General features: G+C 41.5%; 13 protein-coding genes. 7 read left to right on the top strand and 6 right to left on the bottom strand.

The genetic code is table 11. From position 1 onward, the window contains the following. Window positions 1-7 precede the first annotated feature (7 nt). Window positions 8-448, top strand: a complete 441-nt coding sequence (locus L1068_RS10235) for a hypothetical protein (RefSeq protein WP_237130170.1) — start codon at window positions 8-10, stop codon at window positions 446-448. A gap of 45 nt (window positions 449-493) precedes the next feature. Here the strand turns inward: L1068_RS10235 and L1068_RS10230 are convergent, their stop codons facing one another. After that, window positions 494-2,623 carry a GGDEF and EAL domain-containing protein gene (locus L1068_RS10230; protein WP_237130169.1) on the bottom strand — a complete coding sequence of 710 codons (2,130 nt, stop codon included), beginning with the start codon at window positions 2,621-2,623 and terminating at the stop codon, window positions 494-496. Between the two features lie 275 nt (window positions 2,624-2,898). Then, the gene (locus tag L1068_RS10225) at window positions 2,899-3,465 is read right to left on the bottom strand and encodes a hypothetical protein (protein WP_237130168.1); all 567 of its coding nucleotides are present in this window, start codon (window positions 3,463-3,465) and stop codon (window positions 2,899-2,901) included. Between the two features lie 83 nt (window positions 3,466-3,548). On the opposite strand from L1068_RS10225, the gene L1068_RS10220 reads away from it, so the two are divergent. Next, window positions 3,549-3,905 (top strand): gamma-glutamylcyclotransferase family protein, encoded by a 357-nt coding sequence (locus L1068_RS10220; protein ID WP_237130167.1) that lies wholly within the window; start codon window positions 3,549-3,551, stop codon window positions 3,903-3,905. 255 nt (window positions 3,906-4,160) lie between these two features. Here the strand turns inward: L1068_RS10220 and L1068_RS10215 are convergent, their stop codons facing one another. Further along, window positions 4,161-5,276: an anhydro-N-acetylmuramic acid kinase gene (locus tag L1068_RS10215; RefSeq protein ID WP_237130166.1), complete on the bottom strand. Its 1,116-nt coding sequence runs from the start codon at window positions 5,274-5,276 to the stop codon at window positions 4,161-4,163. 464 nt (window positions 5,277-5,740) lie between these two features. Between L1068_RS10215 and L1068_RS10210 the strand changes: the two genes are divergently transcribed. Further along, on the top strand, window positions 5,741-9,124 hold the full coding sequence (locus tag L1068_RS10210) for a S8 family serine peptidase (protein WP_237130165.1): 3,384 nt from the start codon (window positions 5,741-5,743) through the stop codon (window positions 9,122-9,124). Between the two features lie 192 nt (window positions 9,125-9,316). Further along, the gene (locus tag L1068_RS10205; RefSeq protein ID WP_237130164.1) at window positions 9,317-10,897 is read left to right on the top strand and encodes a methyl-accepting chemotaxis protein; all 1,581 of its coding nucleotides are present in this window, start codon (window positions 9,317-9,319) and stop codon (window positions 10,895-10,897) included. 132 nt (window positions 10,898-11,029) lie between these two features. Here L1068_RS10205 and L1068_RS10200 read toward each other — a convergent pair whose 3' ends face one another. The 3 genes from L1068_RS10200 to L1068_RS10190 form a co-directional block, all read right to left on the bottom strand. Continuing rightward, window positions 11,030-13,204 carry a M3 family metallopeptidase gene (locus tag L1068_RS10200; RefSeq protein ID WP_237130163.1) on the bottom strand — a complete coding sequence of 725 codons (2,175 nt, stop codon included), beginning with the start codon at window positions 13,202-13,204 and terminating at the stop codon, window positions 11,030-11,032. A 335-nt stretch (window positions 13,205-13,539) separates the two neighbouring features. Next, the gene (locus tag L1068_RS10195) at window positions 13,540-14,547 is read right to left on the bottom strand and encodes a S66 peptidase family protein (RefSeq protein ID WP_237130162.1); all 1,008 of its coding nucleotides are present in this window, start codon (window positions 14,545-14,547) and stop codon (window positions 13,540-13,542) included. Further along, a complete protein-coding gene (locus L1068_RS10190) occupies window positions 14,547-15,080 on the bottom strand; it encodes a dihydrofolate reductase family protein (protein WP_100914629.1) in 534 nt (177 codons plus the stop codon). The genes L1068_RS10195 and L1068_RS10190 overlap by 1 nt, the downstream gene beginning before the upstream one ends. Window positions 15,081-15,296: 216 nt before the next feature. On the opposite strand from L1068_RS10190, the gene L1068_RS10185 reads away from it, so the two are divergent. The 3 genes from L1068_RS10185 (at window position 15,297) to L1068_RS10175 (ending at window position 19,308) form a co-directional block, all read left to right on the top strand. Beyond that, window positions 15,297-16,022 carry a transporter substrate-binding domain-containing protein gene (locus tag L1068_RS10185; protein WP_237130161.1) on the top strand — a complete coding sequence of 242 codons (726 nt, stop codon included), beginning with the start codon at window positions 15,297-15,299 and terminating at the stop codon, window positions 16,020-16,022. Between the two features lie 243 nt (window positions 16,023-16,265). Continuing rightward, window positions 16,266-17,177 (top strand): DMT family transporter, encoded by a 912-nt coding sequence (locus L1068_RS10180; RefSeq protein ID WP_237130160.1) that lies wholly within the window; start codon window positions 16,266-16,268, stop codon window positions 17,175-17,177. An 85-nt stretch (window positions 17,178-17,262) separates the two neighbouring features. After that, complete coding sequence (locus tag L1068_RS10175) at window positions 17,263-19,308, top strand: TonB-dependent receptor (RefSeq protein WP_237130159.1); 2,046 nt, start codon at window positions 17,263-17,265, stop codon at window positions 19,306-19,308. Window position 19,309: the final 1 nt, after the last annotated feature.

Genomic DNA, 19,309 nt, shown 5'->3' with positions numbered 1-19,309 from the left:
GTAAAACATGAAAAAATTATTTATCATTGCGGCGTTAACTCTAAGCACGCAAGCCGCACTAGCGAATAGCGCCGAGCAATTTAAAGGCTTAACAATTACTCCGGTAGAACAACTCACCTTAGCGCAATCTGAAGTGATTGTGAACGATAAAACGTTTAAAACTAATGGTACAAAAACGGTTGTGCCTGGATTAGATGTATTTGATGTTAGCGGGCTAAATGCCTATACCGTTACGGGCGAGATTATCGTAAAGCTTTCAGGTGATGTGGATTTTGAGCAATTTAATAAAGATAATGACCTGATTATTAAACAGGCATTTAAATCTTATTATATTCTTAAATCGCAAAGCCAGCGTGATTTGTTGCCATTAGTTGATGCACTGAAAAAGTTAGAAGGTGTAAGCTCGGTAACATTAGAGCTGGTTGATAAAGGCGTTATTGAAAAATAGCGTTATTAAATCATGCGATAGTATAGTTAACGTCTGCTATTTGGGCTAAATAGCAGACGTTTTTTTAAATGAAGTTTGCTTTAACTTTTGCTGCACTGAAAATGGATCTTGGCTGGCAAGTTCACGCTCAAACAATAGATGGCTAATTGGCTTAGAGACAAAATAACCTTGGGCATAGTCGCATCCAGCTGCCTCTAATATAAATAACTGTTCTTGTGTTTCAACACCTTCTGCGATTACTTTTAAACCTAATTTATGCGCCATTACGATAATTGCCTCACACAGCGCTTGGTTTTGTGCCGAACTTTCAAGATTCATGACAAAGGCGCGATCGATTTTTAAAAAGTCGAGTTCAAATTTGGTAAGGTAAGATAGCGCGGCGTACCCAGTGCCAAAGTCATCAAGAGATATTGCTACGCCTGCTGAGCGAAACTTCTTAAGTGTTTCTTTTATTTCTTCATTGTCATCAAGTAATAAACCTTCGGTAATTTCGATACAAATACCGTGCTTAAGACTCAGTTGCAGTAAAGTATTGAGCCAAATAACATCGTGCTTACTTACGCTTGACTGAAATTGTGCAGGGGAGCGGTTAACACTAATTTGAAAGTGTTGATCATAGCTTGATTGCCATTTTTTTACTTGCTCGGCAGCCTGCTGAAACACCCAATTACCAATATCAATAATCATTCCTGATGTTTCAGCGAGTGGAATAAAGTCAGCGGGGCTCACCATACCAAGTTCGGGATGATGCCAGCGCAGTAGCGCTTCTGCTTTATGAATTTTTAAATCAGAGATTGATAAAATTGGCTGATAAAGAACTTCAAATTGCTGGTTAATCACAGCAAGACGTAATTCCTGTGTGAGTAGGTGCGCTTTTTCAGTTTTTTCTTGCAGGGTTTTGTTAAAATGGCGGTATTGTTTGCGCCCTTCTTCTTTCGATAAATACATTGCTTGATCGGCAAAACGCAGTAACTCTTCCATTTTTTCGCTGTGATCAGGAAACAAAGTAATACCAATACTGGCCGAAATAAATATTGATTCATTATTTATGTAGAACGGCATCTCAATCGCTTGAATCAACTTTGAAGCAATGTTTTCAACATCTGCTAGGTTGTGAATATTACACAGCAGCGCAGTAAACTCATCGCCACCAATGCGCGCTACCGTATCGGTTTCGCGTAAAATTATTTTTAGGCGCTCAGATACCTCAACTAACAGTAGGTCGCCCGCATTGTGACCCATGGTATCGTTAACTTCTTTAAAATGGTCTAAATCAATAAATAACAGCGCAAATTTATCGCCTGAGCGCTTACTTTTGGCGATTTCTTGGTTAAGCCTGTCGGTAAACATATTACGGTTAGGTAACTGGGTGAGTGCGTCAAAGTTAGCTTGGTGCCAAATAACTTGCTGAGATTGCTTTTTCTCAGTGATATCAGACATTGAACCAACCATGCGATATGGATTGCCTTTTTCATCGCGCATAGCTTCACCAACAATATGGAACCATAACTCTTGTTGTTTGGCGCTATACATACGCACTTCAATATCAAATGCTTCAAATGGGTCGGCTAAGTGTACCTCAAGGCTTGCTTTAAACTGTTTAATGTCATCAGGGTGGATTTGTTCAGTAAAGGAAGCAAAATCACAACCAAACGCTAGATTATCAAAGCCAAGCAGCTCAGTAAATTTAGTAGAGTAAAATACTTCGTTATTTGAAATATCCCAGTCCCAGACCCCAGCGCTGGCACCTTTTGCAGCTAGTTCGTAACGTTGTTGGCTTAAATAAAGCTTACGTTCTGTTTCATTGATGGTGGTTACGTCTTCAACTACACCGATATAGGCAGTGATTACTTTGTTTTCTATGAGCGGTTCAGCGTGAATCGATAACAGCTTATTTTTTGTTTTTGCAGCTGATCGGAATGTAAATTGAAAATTAGCACCTTTGGCGGTGCAGGCATACCAGTGTTTAATGGCTTTTTGCCGATCATCTGGGTGCATTGCGTTAATGTAGCTGCTGCCGACGATATCAGTACTGGTTAAGTTTAGTACGCGATACAGCGAATTATTTGCAAACATGCATTCGCCAGTTGGCTTGGCGACAAACAAACCAATCGGGACGTGCTGCAGCACCGCTTGTGTGTTAAATGCAAAACCTTTGCTTAACTTCCTGACCAAAATAGCTATTCCATTATCTTAATACGCTTAGCTTGTAGTAAGTGTAGTCAAAAAAAGTCCGTATGTTTGAAATCCTTGTCTTTTTTTAACAATAAATTGGTGAGTTTTTGGTTTAGAGAAAAAGTGCGTTGAGAGGGGCGTTTTTTCCGAACTATTCACTCCGCCTCTTAAGCTAATAGTTCGCGTTAACAGCTACTTTTTTAAATGCAAAATTAATTCTGGTACCTGTATAAACAACGACTAGCAGTAGATGTGCTGTTTATAAATGATATTCGCTACATTTGCGGTAGTTGAAATCGTTCTAGCTGAATACAGTTGTGTTGAACTAGCTGCTCACACATTTGTGCTAAAAAATCGATTTTACGATTAGAAAGTTGGCGATAGTCTAAAAATGGTGAAACCAGCAATTTGTTTTCGATATTGTACGCAAATTCGTCGTTGAGCCAGGTTAAATTGCCACCAAGTAGATTTTGTGAAGCAAGCTTTTTTGCGTAACCTCGTCCAGCAATTATATGTAGCGTATTTGCGCGTGTGTATTTTGGCGGGCTGAACAACAATGCGGTAGCAGAGCCTTGCTGTAGTAATTGGGTGTCTCGATATTGCTGCCAGGTTGGCGCTGCGGTTTTACCCGAAAAAACACTGGAGCTTAGGTTGTAAATGAATTTAGCGTAAACATTAAACTGTTTTCGCCAGCCATTACCGCATGCCATTGAGATTTCATTAATCGCGCCCGTGGGTAACTCAACTAATGACCTTGGAGTCGCGTATGAGGAAAATTGTGGCGCGTTTTCAACATAAAAAGCAAGCTGATATTGATTGCAGCCAAAACCGATTTCTGACATGTTTAATACTGTGTTTTTTAAACGAATTTATACCACAAAGCGGATAAGGCTTAAATGGTTGAATCAAACGAAAAGGATCTAAAATGGAGCGTTTGTTTAGCTATGGCACTTTGCAACAAGAAAACGTGCAGCGGGCTAATTTTGGACGGGTGTTAGAAGGTGAGCGTGCTGTACTTCAAGGATATGTTTTGTCTGAAGTAAAGATCGAGGATAAGGATGTTATCGCCAAAAGTGGTAAGCAATATCATCCAATTTTAGTGCGCACAGGTAACCAAACGGATGAAGTTACAGGCCATTGCTATTGGCTTTCAACTGAAGAGTTAAAGCACGCGGATAGTTACGAAGTAGCGGAATACACGCGCATAAAAGCTGAAACAAAGGATGGTCAAGTATGTTGGATATACGCTGCTAGTAAAGAGCAAAAAATGCATAGTAACTAGCAGCGTTAAAGTTTAGTATTTCGCATCATTCGCGCCATGTGGCTGCTCAACGCTCCATTGACCTAGGTTTAAATGGGTAATTTGATATAAAAATAGATAAGTATCTTTAATTGACTTCATAGTGGCTTCTCCTTTACATGTTTTATTAGTAATGGAAAATCCGTGCCAGCATCAGTTTGTTATTTAAATCAAACAATTAGCAATATCGCAATATTTATTCGAGTTATAATGGTGCAAATTTGCACCATTATAAAACTAAGGTGCAAAGGTGATCTGCCCTAATACTGCTGCTTTGTTAGCACCCGTTACAGAGGGCGCATTAGCTGGCAGACGATTTAACGTGCGATAAGCCAGCCAAGCAAACGCCATTGCTTCCATAAAATCGGCACTGACACCAATATTATCGCTAGTAGTAACATGCCAATCTGGTAAATGATGTTGCAGGCGTGCAACCAAGTAAGCGTTTTTAGCACCACCGCCACACAATACCAACGCACCTTCTTTTGACTGAATAGGGCTTGAAATGGTTAGCGCTGTAAGCTCAGTTAGTGTTGCTAACATATCGTGGTTATTGAGTGTATTTTCAGCACACTTCTGCCTAAGCCAAGTCAGATTGAAATACTCTCGCCCAGTACTTTTTGGCGTGGGCTGGGTAAAGTAGTCATCATTTAATAGTTGTTTAAGTAACTCTTGATTGATTTTACCTTGCTTTGCGAGCTCGCCATTGCGATCGTATGGTTGGTCAAATGCTTGCTGTGTAAAACCGTCAATAAGTGTATTGCCTGGGCCTGAGTCAAAACCAAGTAAGGTGCTGTGGTGACAAATTGTTAGGTTAGCAATGCCGCCAATATTGGCAAAAACCAGAGAGTCTTTATGCTTATTAGTGCTTATTTGAGCTAACAAACTTTGATGAAAAAGTGGCACAAGCGGGGCGCCTTGTCCACCAAGGGCAACATCCATTTCGCGAAAGTTATGTACACAAGTAATGCCGGTTTTAGCGGCGAGCACAGATGCATTTAATAACTGGGTTGAATGCGGAGTTTCACTGTTAGGGTTGTGGAAGACAGTTTGCCCATGTGCGCCAATGGCATTTATTTCGTTGGCATCAATTTGCTGCGTTTGCAGTAAATGATTAACGGCAACTGCGTATTCACAGGCTAGTTGATAGGACGCATTACCTATATCTGCAATATTGCATGTCTTATTGGTAATAATTGAAGACAACAGCTGATGAAGTGAGTCTGTAAAGGGGGTTTCCAAGCTTGCTACTAGCTTAGTTTGCCCATTTACTATGTTAACTAATGCAATGTCGATACCATCCAAGCTAGTGCCAGACATAATGCCAATGTAGTAATGCGATTTATTTTCCATGGAAATTCATTTGCCAAATAAAAGTGATTGTAAAGGTTAAAAGAAGAATAAAAAATGCTTAGTTATATATTTTGTAATTATAAAAGACTTGGAAAAGTAGTTATATTGCCGTGATAGGACGATATTCAAACACGGTTTGCTTCATCAATAAACTCTCGAAGGACTAGAGGTTGCCATTAAAGTGGGAGCATAAAGCTATGCTTCACTTTCTTTCCTGTACATGTCAAAAACAGTAATACGTGATTTTATAAGCTAGTTATACTGAATATCTTTTTTGTTATTTATTCGCTTGTTCATTGATTATTAAATTGTTGCCTAACGCGCAACGGTTTCGTTCAATTTTTAACTTTATCTTAAATCAATGTAAATGGGCTGTTGTTGTTTTGAGATTCTGTTGTTAATGTTATTCAAACTCAACAGTTATTTTGTCCAGAGAAAAAGTTCACCTAAGAGGGAAGTAAAAAATGACAACAATTGGTAACAGAAGAACGTTAATTGCGTTATCGGTTGCGGCAGCAATTACATCAACAGCAGCAAGTGCCGCAACATTTAAGCAGTATAACTACAGTGGCGCAAAACCAGTTCAAGCGCAAGCAAGTATCAAAAATGACGAAAAAGAAGTAAAGCAAGCGAGTGCTTGGTTAGTTAAACTTAACACCCCATCAATAGCGCAAAGCAAAAGTCTTAATTCAAATATTGCAAGTCAAACAGCGTCGATTATGACTTCTCAGGCTTTAGTTGAGTCAGCAATTCAAACGATGGATTTAAATATTAGCATTGTTGCAAAAACTTCTAAGCTTGTTAATGGTTTACTTGTTAAAGGTGACAAGCGTGAAATTGAACAGCTGGTAGCTCATAATGAAGTATCGGGTATTTTCCCAATTTATGACTCTGAGTTACATATCGCTGACAGTGCTGAATATATTAAAGCTGCCGAATTAGTAGCATCGGATGTTGTTAACGGCAGTGGTATTAAAGTAGCCGTGTTAGATACAGGTATTGATTACACTCACGCTGCATTTGGCGGTGAAGGTACTGAAGCCGCATATGTTGCAGCAGCTGAAGACCCGACAGACGCAGTAGCGTGGCCGCAAGGTCAGGTTATGGGCGGCTATGATTTTGTTAATATGGATCCAGACCCAATTGATGCCGGTACAAGCCATGGTACGCATGTGTCACATTCAGTATCGGGAATAGCGCCAAATGTAGAGCTTTATGTTTACTCTGTGTGTGCTGGTGGATGCCCAGGTGTTGCTCAGTTCATGGCATTAGAAGCTGCGATGGACCCGAATGGTGATGGTGATATTTCAGACCGTGTTGATGTAATTAATATGTCGCTGGGTGGTGACTTTGGTGATATCGCATCGGATGGTGTTGGTCTTGCTATTAATCAAGCAGTGAAGCTAGGTACTAATGTTGTTATTTCAGCTGGTAATGATGGCGCTTATCCATTTATTGTTGGTGGACCAAGTACTTCTGAAAATGCGTTATCAGTTGGCGCAATGACTCACCCAACAGATGAAACATTAATTCCAAGCCTTACTATTAATGGTGAAGAAACGATTATTCAGCTTGCGTCATTTGGTCCATCTGAACCTTACATGCTGTCAAATACAGATCTTGAAGTTGTCTACCCAGATGTAAACCAAACAGCCTGCGAAGCTTTTGCTGACGGTACCGATTTTGCTGGGAAAGCGGTCGTGATTGATCGTGGCGGCTGTTCGTTTGTTGAAAAAGTCTTAATGGCGCAAGCTAAGGGCGCTGAGCTTGTATTTATTGCAAATAGTAACGATGACGGCACACCAGCACCTATGGGCGGTAGCAGCACAGAGGTTACCATTCCTTCTGTTGGTATTACATATCAAGCGGGTATGGCGTTAAAAGAGTCAGGTGTATTCTCGGTTAATGTAGATGCGATTACGACAGCTGGTGCGGTTGCTTCATTTTCATCACGTGGTCCATCAATGGACGGTTTATTAAAACCTGAAATTACGGCGCCTGGTGTGAACATTATGACTGCACACCCGGGCACAGGCACAGGCCTTTCTGGTGCGACGGGTACATCATTCTCAGGTCCAATGACTGCTGGTGCAATGAGCTTATTAAAGCAAGCGCATCCAAATCGCAATGCGATTGAACTTAAAGCTACTATTATGAATACGGCGAACCTTGATGTCACTATGGAGCCGCGTTCATTAAACCCAGAAACTGAATTGGCGCCGATTAGTTATATTGGTGCGGGTCTTGTAGACGTTGAAAAAGCGGCAAACCTGCCTGTTGCAGCATGGGCAAAAGATACAAAACAAGCAGCACTATCACTTGGTTTGATTAACCCTTCTCAGGCAACTGACTACGTTAAAACGGTACAAGTGAAAAACTTTACAAGTGAAAGCAAAACTTACGACCTCAGCTTAGAGCAACGTTTCAGCAACGATATTGAACGCGGCGCGCTGATGGTAATGCATCCAGATTCAATTACAGTGCCGGGCGGTCAAACTGTATCGTTTGATGTTACGTTTAAAGTTGATCCTGCAAAGCTGCCAGAGTGGACATTAAATCAAAATAATATTGGTACACAAGACGCTACAACAGATCTAACTAATCTTGAATTAGATGGCGCGCTTATTTTTTCTGAGGGCGGTGAAAAAGCACTTCACCTTGTTTACCACACATTACCAAAGGCGGCGGCAGAACTGTCATTTGAACCTGTTCAAATGGAAGGTGGCACGGCGCATAAAGTGACTAACGTAGGTGCTGTTGACTTTGAACCATTCTTTGCACCTACAACTGTCTCAGACGCTGTTGAAGGCAAACGTTTAGATTTGGTGAGTGGTTCGGTTGAAATGATTGAAGTGCCGACTGAATTCTGTGAATCAGGCTACTCTGTTTTCTCAACAATTGTAATGAATGAAGGTGTGAGCCATAGCTATATTGGTGGCTTTATGGTTGACTTCGATTTAGACCAAGACGGTACATATGATGTAACTGCGCAAAATGGTAAGCTTGAGTGGTTCTATGATGTAGAGCCTACACAAATATCATTTACTCATGCCTACGGTGATACAAGAGGAACGCTAGGCAATATGTATCACACAACGGGTAACAACTTTATGACTATTCAGTCGTGTCTAGGTGCATTTGGCCTAACGACTGAGGACATGGGGCTAACAGCTGACGTACGATTCCGCCTTGAAGAAGGAACTTGGACACCAATTGCTTATGAATCACTTGATGATGCAATGGGAACGTTCACATTTGAGAAATCAACAGGTGTTGCAGCATTAATGACTGCGGAAGAAAATATTGTTGAGTCGTTGGCTCCGGGTGAATCTGCTTACCTTGCGCACGCAGGTAAAAACTTTACGATTTTATCTGAATCAGGTTCGAAAGCGATTAACGCAACACCAAGCGCTGACCGCGCAGTTGCACCAATGCTTGCTGACGCTGAGTTCTCAATCGCTGAAAATTCGGAAAACGGTACAGTGGTTGGAATGCTCGAAGTGTCTTATGGTGCTGAGCTTGCAAACTTAGCGTCAGAGTTTATCGTCGTTAGCCAAACGTCAAATGCGGTTATGTTAGAGCAGTCAGGTGAAATTGTTGTTGCTGATAAGTCAGTACTTGATTATGAAGCTGGTCTAACTGAAATCGAAATGGAAGTTGTTGTTACCGATACGGCTGGCAATATTTCTGAGCCTGCGATGGTGAAAATTATGGTGACAGATGTGAATGAAAACCCACTTCCTGAACCAGTAACGCCACCTAAAACGAAAAAATCGTCAGGTTCATTTGGTTGGCTTGCACTGCTTGCTGCACCACTGGCATTTATTCGTCGTAGAAAAGTGAAGTAACTATTTCATTTTTATTAAAAAGCCCGCAATAATGCGGGCTTTTTTAGTGCTTTTGTCTGACGTACCAATTGATTAGATAAGTGTATACTATCGAGCCCCTAAGAGCTTAATTAGAGGTTCAGTACAGTGCTTGTTTTCTGTACTACACTTTGTATAACTAAATAATTAATAAAAAATAATTGGCGTCGTCTTATGCAGAAAAACCAAACCCTCACAGGCAGTGAGGTAAAACTAAAGTCGTCACAACGGATTGTTTCAACCACAGATCTTAAAGGTCGCATTACTTACGCAAACCAAGACTTTATCGATATCAGTGGCTATCAAAGCGAAGAGCTGATTGGTCACGGGCATAATATTGTCCGTCATCCGGCAATGCCGTCACTGGCTTTTAAGGATTTATGGGGCACTATAAAGCAAGGTAAGCCTTGGATGGGCATTGTTGATAACCGCTGTAAAAATGGTGATAACTATTGGGTTGATGCTTACATTACAGCTGTGATGGAAGGGCAAAAGATTGTCGGTTATCAATCGGTGCGCCTAAAGCCAGAAGAAGAATATCTAAAACGCGCGAAAGCGCTGTATAGTTCGGTTAATAATGGCGCAAGTTTTGGTCAAAAAGTTACGTCAGCATTGTCGTTTAACTTAATGGGTAAGTTAACGCTTGCGGGCGTATTTGCAACTGTTATTCCTGCCTTGATTGCTTCTTTCTTTGTTTCGTCAGTTGCACAGCTTTGGCCATTAGCGCTGGCATTTGTGCTGTTTGGTTTATTTGCATGGGGTGTTGCCAAACCTTATCAGGATGCTGCACGAAAAGCGCGTGAGATTTTTGATAATGATATTGCTAAACAAGTATACACCGGTCGCAGTGATGAGCTAGGTCAATTGCAGCTTACGATTAAAATGTTGCAAACCCAGCAAGAAACCATTGTGTGGCGTATTAACGACGCAACGTCTGGGCTTGATACTGTTGCGCACAGCACCATGGACACGGCTGAGAAAACGAATCAATTAATGCAGCAGCAAAACCGTGAAGTAGAACAGGTCGCAGCTGCCATTAATCAAATGTCGGCAACGGTAAAAGAAGTGGCGCAAAACGCCTCTCTTACCGCTGATGCAACGCAAGTAGCCGATAACGAAGTCGTTGAAGGCCAACAAGTAGTTGATAGAACAACCGCAGACATTAACGAACTTGTACGCGAAGTAGAGTCGGCTGTAGCGGTTATTAATAAACTTGCGTCAGATAGCCAGCAAATTGGCACTGTCGTTGATGTGATTCGTGGTATTGCCGAGCAAACCAACTTACTTGCGCTTAATGCCGCAATTGAAGCTGCAAGGGCAGGCGAACAAGGTCGTGGTTTTGCCGTTGTTGCCGATGAAGTACGTACACTCGCCGCACGCACTCAGTCATCGACAGAAGAAATTCAGCAAATGGTTGCGACGTTACAGCAATCTGCGGGTGAAGCTGTATCAGCGATGCAACAAGGGCAAACCAGAGCTGAGCAAAGTGCCGATCAGGCACAACTTGCAAAAGCGTCACTTAGTCGTATTTTAGATGCGGTAAATACCATAACCGATATGAGTGCGCAAATCGCAACCGCTGCAGAAGAACAGTCTGCGGTATCCGATGAAATTACAAAGAATGTGATTAACATTGATAATGCGAGTAAAGAAACACTTGACGCGTCAGAGCATGCATTTGAGTCGACAGAAAAACTGTTAAACGAAGCAGAACGATTGACCACGATGGCGAAGCAATTTAGTCAGCACCGTTAATCTATAGTTGGATCATTTATTAACTAACCCGAGTTCAGGTTAATTAGGGTTTAAGTTAACAAGGTTCGATGTAAAAAAATGCCGCGATATTCGCGGCATTTTTGTATCAATTGATTTTAACTCAAAGTCAGGTTACTTGACTGGGAAGCCACGGTCACGCATTAGTGCTTCAACTTCTGCGTCACGTCCTCTAAATAAACGATATGCTTCAGCTGGGTCCATTGCGTTACGAATTGAGAATAAGTGCTTAACAAGCTTGTCAGCTAATTCTTTATCGTAAAAACCACCTGGTGCTTCAGCAAATGCTTCAGATGCGTCTGACGTTAGTACTTCCGCCCATAAGTAGCCGTAATAACCCGCTGAATAACCTTCACCAGAGAAAATATGGCCAAAGTGTGTGCTGCGGTGGCGCATCACAAGCTCACTTGGCATACCAATGGCTTCTAATTGCTCTTTTTCAAACTTAGCTGGGTCAATTTTAGCTGGATCGGTTGTATGGTATAGCATATCCATAATTGCCGACGCTAAGTACTCAGTAGTTTTAAAGCCTTGGTTAAAGGTTGCTGATTTCTTAATTTTAGCAACTAACTCTTTTGGCATTGGCTCACCAGTTTTGTAGTGAACAAGGTAGTTATTGATCACTTCATCGGTTGTTAACCAGCGCTCAAGTAGTTGCGATTGGAATTCAGTATAGTCGCGTACACCTGAATGCGATTTAGGGTAAGCAACCGTTGCTGATAAGAAGTGAAGTGCATGACCAAACTCATGGAAGTAAGTCTCTGCATCTGACCATGAAATAAGCGTCGGTTCGCCTTCAGGGCCTTTAACAAAGTTAGAATTGTTTGATGACAGAACGGTTTTTTTACCATCGAATGTAGTGTGACTGCGGTAGGTGGTTGCCCACGCACCTGAGCGCTTACCTTTACGGCCAAATGGGTCTAAATACCATAATCCAATGTGCTCGCCAGTGGTTTTGTCTGTTACATCCCACACGCGCACGTCTTCATGGAACACAGGTACAGAACCGGCTGCCACTTCTTTAAAGTTGAAGTTAAATAAACGACCTGCCACATAGAACATTGCTTCGCGTAGTTTATCTAGTTGCAAGTATTGTTTTACTTCGTTTGAATCAAGATCGTATTTCGCTTTACGTACTTTTTCTGCGTAGTAGCGATAATCCCATGGCGCAATTTTAATGTTTGCACCTTCGCTATCAGCGATTGCTTGCATGTCAGCAACTTCTTCACCCACGCGCGCAATTGCTGCAGGCCATACTTTATCCATTAGAGCTTTTGCATCCGCCGGTGTTTTTGCCATACGGTCTTCTAAACGCCACTGTGCGTAGTTGTCGTAGCCCAATAACTGCATGCGCTCGTGACGTAGAGTTAAAATGTCTTTAATGGTTTGATTGTTATCAAACTCATCACCATTACCGCCGCGGTTGTAGTAGTTTTTCCATACTTGTTCACGTAGTGCACGTTCATCTGAGTAGGTTAAAAACGGATCCATTGATGAACGCGAATTAGTAATTGCGAACATTTCTGGTTTACCACGATCTTTCGCCGCAGCTTTTGCCGCTGAAATTAACGAATCAGGTAAGCCTGAAAGTTGCTCTTTAGTTAAAAACACCACGTAGTTTTCTTCATCAGCTAACACATTGTTGGCAAATTTAGTGTGAAGACCAGCAAGCTCTTGATTAATTTCGGCAAAGCGTGCCTTAGACGGTTTATCAAGCGTTGCTCCATTACGTGCAAAGCTATTGTAGGTAAGCCAAGTTACACGTTGCTCTTCTGGTGTCAGTGACTTTAACGCATCGCTTTCGTATACCGCTTTAATGCGCGCAAAAAGCTTTTCATTTTGCGTAATTTTTGAGTTGAAGGCAGATAGCTTAGGCGCCATTTCTTTTTGAATGGCACGAAATTCTGCGCTAGAAACGTTTGAGCGCCAAATACCGTAGTAAGTGTAAACGCGTTTTAAAAGGCTGCCTGATTTCTCAAGTTCAACAATGGTATTGTCAAACGTCGCTGGCTCAGGGTTGTTGGCAATGGCATCAACTTCTGCCAGCTTTTGTGCCATTGCGGCATCAAATGCAGGCTTAAGCTCGCTCAGTGTTACTTTATCAAATGCTGGTACACCGTTATATGGACCGCTAAATGCTGCCAAAATTGCGTTGTCGTTTTTGGTGTTTGTGGCAACTGTTTTTTCAGCTGTTGGTGCGTTTGAAGCTGTTGGTGCTGATTTTTCACCACAGCCTGACAAAGCAAATACTGTTGCCATCGCAACCAGCGAAAGGTTTAGTTTTTTCATTGTGTGTTCCTAGTGTTATTTGCGAGTCTTAATTGCAATCGTGTTTAGAAAATAAGGCACGCTAAGCGTGAATGCTCACTCTTTAAATAGTTAATCATTTTACGGGCTAAATAGCGTGCTTAATGCGTGTATTCCGCCTGATATCTGACCACATACTTAATAGAATTGATATAAAACAGGCAAGTAGGTAAAAAGCAAATGTCAGTACGGGTATTTCATACTAAAAATGTTCAATGCACCAAATTGCTATGTTTAATTCGCTAGCAGAGCGACTCGCTTAATTCGATTGTGTGCTTATGCTAAAAAGCTTTTTGCATAAGCACAATGTTTTTGCGTTAAATGAGCGTTTGCTTAAGGTTAAGCCCAGGTGATACCTCGCACAGCGCACCGTTGATCAAGGTAAGGTTCGGTGGCTGATGGCCTATGTCCATATCGTAAATAATTGGAATATCAAGTTCGGCTTGCGTGAGTGCCAAAGCAAAATCAATTTGCTTGTTAGCAGCAGAGGCCGCATGTCTGCCAACAAAAAGTGCATTAATGCGCTCGAAATGGCCTTTGTATTTTAGCATTAGCAATGCGCGCAGCCAGGCGGTAGGGCTGAGCTCAGCATTTTCGATGTATAAAATAACACCTTCTTTTTCATAGTGTTGGCAAAAACCCTGCAGATCACAATACGGGCTATCTAAGGTAAAAATAAGCGTATCTAAACAGCCGCCAATTAAACGCCCAGAAACACCCTCACTTGCCCAATTAAGTGTTTTCCAACACGTTTTTTGCGTTAAATTATAAGCAGCATTTGGGTTGTTAATTACATCAGCGTAGTCTGCTTCAAAATGACTTGATGCGGTTTGTGTAAAGCTATCGCCCTTTTTCAGCGTTATTGCGTTATAAAAAGCAGATGTCGTGCTATCGGATTGATTAGGAACCAATTGCATTAGGTTAGCTGTGTGCATACTTGCCCAATTTAACCGCGTTGACAGCGCAACTTGCAGAGTACTTACATCCGAAAAACCAATTAACCACTTAGGATTCGCACTTTGTAATTGCGCAAAATCGAGTAGTGGCAATAATTCCATTGCAAGTTCTCCACCCCAAGGCGGCATAATCGCATCGATACTATCGTCGAGCAGGTATTGCATGAGTTGCTGAGCGCGAATTTCTTTGTTTGCGCTCACATGCTGGTGATTATTTTTTAGGTTTGGGTCAAGAACGAGTTCAAAACCCAATTGTTTGAAATGCGCTAGTGCCAAAGATAAGCGGGGATGAAAGGCTTTATCGACGCCTGATGAAAATGCACAAACAGCGATTTTACTGCCTGCAACTAGTGCATTTGGGTACTGCATTATCTGTCTCTAATGTAATGGTTTTGCACCACTTTATCGATATACTTTTTGCTTGCCAAGAGCTTAAAGCCCAATGGTTCAGGTAAATCGCCAAACAATGGATAGCCACCACCTAACAGTACAGGAATTCGTGTCAGGATCATTTCATCAACTAAGTCTTCCTTTAAAAAGCTTTGAATGGTTTTACCGCCGTCAATATAAAGGTTGTGATAGCCAAGTTCTGCTAAGTTTTTCACAATTTTTTGTAGCTCACCATTTACCAGAAAAACCTTGCCTTCGTAACCCTTAGGAACATGTGTTAGGGAGTTAGAAAGTACAAAAACGGGTTTGCTGTATGGCCATTCTACGCCAAATGATAACACCATTTCAAAGGTGTTTCGGCCCATTAACAGTGCATCAATGCCTGCGATAAACGCATCAAAACCAAAGTCGTCGCCGTCAGGGTTAGGTAACTGATGTAGCCAATCAATTTTGTTATCTTTATCAGCAATATAACCATCGAGACTAGTTGCAATAAATACTTTGTTTGTCATCAGAAATTCTTCTTTTTATTGTTCTGAATTCAATTTAACGTAAAAATTTTAATCGGGCTAATAACTCTTTGTTGTAGTGAACTAAACCCATACAACTTGTTTTGGCATAAAAATAGTTTTGTGATGGGGTTTTCCTCATAAGCAGTTATGCCACTTTTAGCTGCGTAATTACATTGAGCTTCTATACTTAAAGCGTTATCAGTAAGGAAGTTAGCCATGTTGCGGTTATTGGTTTTTATTGGGCTTTTGTATGTTAATGCAAGTTACGCAGAGAGCTATACGGTATTGAGTTATCACGGTGCCAACCCGCCCTACAGTTATTTTGAAGATGATATTGTGAAAGGTATTTTTCCTGATATCTTTGCGCGTATCTCGGAATTATCTGGGCATCAGTTTACATTCGTTACTTTTTCTGTTGCCCGTGGTTTACGACTGTTCGATCAAGGCAAAGTTGATATTGAACCGGGCATTAATCCAATATGGCGCAGTCACACCAAAGTACCGGGTATCTACAGTGAATTTTATGCCAGCTCGCGAGAAATTGTCATCGCGTCGCAATATCGTCAGGAAAAAACACCGTTAGATTTATATCATAAAGTACTCGGCGTAGTACGAGGTTATCGCTACGGTGACTTTGAACAACACTTTGCACCCGGGAAAATAGTGAAAGTAGATTCCCGTTCTGAGGTTGAGTTATTGGCGCAAATTGAACATGGCAATATTGATTACGCTATTTTAGGCGAAGCAAGTGCGCTGTTTTATATAAATAAAAACAAAAGAACCTCGTTTAAACCGGTATTATTAGTGAGTGATTTGCCAGTTGCCATGCGGTTTCAACCACATTTACGTGATTTGCGCGCAGAGCTAAATAAAATTTTGATTGATATGAAACAACGCGGTGAAATAGACACCATTTACGCTAAATATGGCGCAAAGCCGTAACGTCTAACGGTAAACTTAACAGCTGAAAAAACGAGCTTAAAAGTGCAACACACAACAAAGATTTAGTATATGCTACAGGCCCCTGTTATTTAACGTTAGCATTGTGTATGTTGCTTTGTTTTCCCTTTCTCAATGGAGTGTTATTTGCTCCGTTTATTAGCCTATTGCAAAACCTTACTGCTTTAAATAAGCAACGTAGTATCGCTTTTCTCACCCTAAACGTATTGCTATTTGGGTATAAATATGACCAATAAACAGTTTTTTCTTTTGCTTTTGCTCGCTGCAATTTGGGGCGCGTCATTCTTGCTTATTCGTATTGCCGTCGACAGCTTTGCACCGGTTTTTTTAATTGAGGCGCGGGTATTATTTGCTGCACTTAGCCTATCAATTATTGCGCTATTGATGCGGCGTAAAGTGATGGTAAAAGGCCTAGTTGGGCATTACTTTTTTGTCGGACTTTTTAATTCGGCAATTCCATGGATGTTGTTTGCCTACGCGGCGCAAACCTTAACTGTTGCGATGTTAGCTATTCTAAATGCGACGGCGCCAATTTGGGGCAGTTTAATTGGCCGATTTTGGCATGGTGAGCGAATTCCTAGGCAAGGTTGGTGCGGGCTTGGCTTGGGTATTTTAGGCGTTGTTTTAATGGTTGGGTTAGCGCCGAATATGATCAATGCCGAAAGTTTAACCGCGTTACTAGCCGCTACGTTTGCCGCGTTTTGTTATGGTATTGCTACAAATTACACTAAGCATGTTAAACACAAAGTGCCGGGTTTTGATACATCTCATGGTAGCTTGTGCGCAACGGTCATTTTATTAGTGCCGCTATTGCCGTTTTTCCCAGTGAATCAAATGCCATCAACAGATGAAATATTGGCGGTGGTATTGCTTGGCATAGTGTGTACTGGCATCGCGCTTATTTTTTATTTTGATTTAGTTGCCGAAATTGGCGCAGCGTCAGCATTGTCGGTTACCTTTTTAATTCCGGGATTTGCTGCAATTTGGGGTTATGTTGTCCTTGGCGAAGTACTAACTTTAAATGTGTTAGTAGGCATTATTACGGTGTTACTAGGTACCATGTTAGTAACCGGGTTTTCACCTATGCGTTTTTTAAAAAAACGTAAAGGGGATTTACAACCATCAAGCGAACTGTGACATATTGTCGCAGTTTACGGTTTTTACTTTGTGATGTGGTGCTTTTTTTCGGAAAATTTCCTTAGTTTGTATATGGAAGTTTTTTATGAAAAGCACACTTAACACAATAACGCTTTGTATTCTCTCGCTATCTTCATCTTTAGTATTTGCTAAGTCAGATATGGAGGTGATCACTGTTTCGTCTCACATTAATCAATTTGCGCTATCTACTGAGCAGGCCAAGGCCAGTGTATCACTGCCTGATGTATCAGATTGGTTACTCTCAGTACCTGGGGCAAATGCCAATAAAAATGGTCAAATATCGGGTATAGCTCAATATCGTGGATACTACGGTGACCAAGTCGCTGTTGCCATTGACGGCGTAAAGCAAATTGGTGCGGGCCCTAATGCCATGGATGCGCCGCTTAGTTATGTTTCGCCACTTTTAATTAACTCGGTAGATGTGTATCGCGGTATTGCACCTGTGAGTAGCGCGTTAGATTCGTTTGGTGGTGTGATTAAGGTGCATCAAAAACGTGCTGCTGATATTGATGCAGGTGAGCGTAATTTAGCACTTACCGGTACTTATTTATCTAATTACGCGGGTTACAATGTGTCAGCCGTGGCAGGGGCTGGGTTTGATGAATTTGCCTTAAATAGCTACGTTGCATTGCAAAATGCGGATGACTATAAAGATGGTGATGGACGAGAAGTTCACTCATCGCAAGTCGAGCGTTTACAATATGGCGTTGATTTGGCATATCGCCAACAAGCGTCTTCAGTCGGCTTAATTTGGCAGCGCACCGATACCAAACCTACCGGCACAATCGCATTGCCAATGGACATTGATTACGTAGAAAGTGATCGCATTAAACTTGATTATCAAACGCAGCTTAACGAGCTTGCATTAGATGCATATATTGCCTACCACACAGCAGAGCATGGTATGGACAATTACTCACAGCGAAGTAATGCAAATATGCAAAAACATCGCTACAACACAACAGATGTTGATAATTTAAGTTATTTTGTTGCGGGCAAATTGGCTCAGTGGCAATTTGGTTTAGAGGGCTATGTTAGTGAGCATGGCTCACGCATTACCAATCCAAATAATGCGATGTTTTTTGTTGAAAACTTTAATCAAGTTGAAGACAACCGCCATTCAATCTTTACTGAGTGGCAATCAGAAGCCAATGATTTTAGCCAGCGTGTGGGTGCGCGTGTTAAGTACAATAAAGCAGATGCTGGTACTGTGTCTAGCTCAATGGCGATGATGAATCCGCATATTAAAATGTTACAACAGCAATTTAATAATGCCGACCGCAGTGTTAACGATACCACAGTTGATATTAGCTACTCGGGCAGGGCACAGCACTCAGAGCGCTACTCTACGGAAATTAGTTTTGGCTTAAAACAACGCGCGCCATCTTATCAGCAGCGTTATTTATGGTTACCAATGCAAGCTACAGGTGGCCTTGCTGATGGTAAAACTTATATTGGTAATATTGATTTAAATGCAGAAACCGCTTATCAGTTAAATCTCGCATGGCATTATCAAGCCAATGGCTTCAGTATTTCACCACAGGTTTTCTATCATCAAATTGATGATTATATTCAAGGTACGCCATCAAATAATATGGCTGCGAATATGGTTGGAACTATGATGGGAGGAGAAGCGCCACTTCAGTTTAATAATATTGATGCACACTTATTTGGTGCAGATGTAAATCTTGTTTGGCGTTTAAATGATATGTGGCAACTAACTGGGGTTGTTAGTTACGTCACCGGTGAGCGAGAAGACATCGACGATGATCTGTATCGTATCGCGCCGTTAAACTCGCGTATTACTGCTCATTATCAAATTGGTGATTGGCACTCGCAGTTAACACTGAGTGGGTATGCCAAACAAACAAAAGTGAGCGAATTAAACAACGAGAAAGAATCAGCAGGTTACGGCATCCTTGATTGGCAATTGGATTACGATGTAACAGCACAACTAAGAGTTAACTTTGGTGTTAACAACTTGCTAGATAAAGCTTATCGCCCTCATTTAAATGGTGTTAACCGTGCAATGGGCAGCGAAATAATGGTGGGCGAAGGTGTACCTGAGGTTGGCCGCAACGTATTTGTTGGGTTTAATGTGAGCTTATAGC

Source organism: Pseudoalteromonas sp. MMG024 (genome assembly GCF_021654175.1).
Lineage (GTDB): Bacteria > Pseudomonadota > Gammaproteobacteria > Enterobacterales > Alteromonadaceae > Pseudoalteromonas.
This window is presented reverse-complemented; position numbering and strand designations above follow the sequence as displayed.

Bases quoted from the DNA above. Each gene is read 5' to 3' on its own strand.
- L1068_RS10235 (WP_237130170.1), top strand. From the start codon at position 8: ATGAAAAAATTATTTATCATTGCGGCGTTAACTCTAAGCACGCAAGCC.
- L1068_RS10175 (WP_237130159.1), top strand. From the start codon at position 17,263: ATGAAAAGCACACTTAACACAATAACGCTTTGTATTCTCTCGCTATCT.
- L1068_RS10190 (WP_100914629.1), bottom strand. From the start codon at position 15,080: ATGACAAACAAAGTATTTATTGCAACTAGTCTCGATGGTTATATTGCT.
- L1068_RS10215 (WP_237130166.1), bottom strand. From the start codon at position 5,276: ATGGAAAATAAATCGCATTACTACATTGGCATTATGTCTGGCACTAGC.
- L1068_RS10200 (WP_237130163.1), bottom strand. From the start codon at position 13,204: ATGAAAAAACTAAACCTTTCGCTGGTTGCGATGGCAACAGTATTTGCT.
- L1068_RS10220 (WP_237130167.1), top strand. From the start codon at position 3,549: ATGGAGCGTTTGTTTAGCTATGGCACTTTGCAACAAGAAAACGTGCAG.
- L1068_RS10195 (WP_237130162.1), bottom strand. From the start codon at position 14,547: ATGCAGTACCCAAATGCACTAGTTGCAGGCAGTAAAATCGCTGTTTGT.
- L1068_RS10205 (WP_237130164.1), top strand. From the start codon at position 9,317: ATGCAGAAAAACCAAACCCTCACAGGCAGTGAGGTAAAACTAAAGTCG.
- L1068_RS10180 (WP_237130160.1), top strand. From the start codon at position 16,266: ATGACCAATAAACAGTTTTTTCTTTTGCTTTTGCTCGCTGCAATTTGG.
- L1068_RS10185 (WP_237130161.1), top strand. From the start codon at position 15,297: ATGTTGCGGTTATTGGTTTTTATTGGGCTTTTGTATGTTAATGCAAGT.
- L1068_RS10225 (WP_237130168.1), bottom strand. From the start codon at position 3,465: ATGTCAGAAATCGGTTTTGGCTGCAATCAATATCAGCTTGCTTTTTAT.
- L1068_RS10210 (WP_237130165.1), top strand. From the start codon at position 5,741: ATGACAACAATTGGTAACAGAAGAACGTTAATTGCGTTATCGGTTGCG.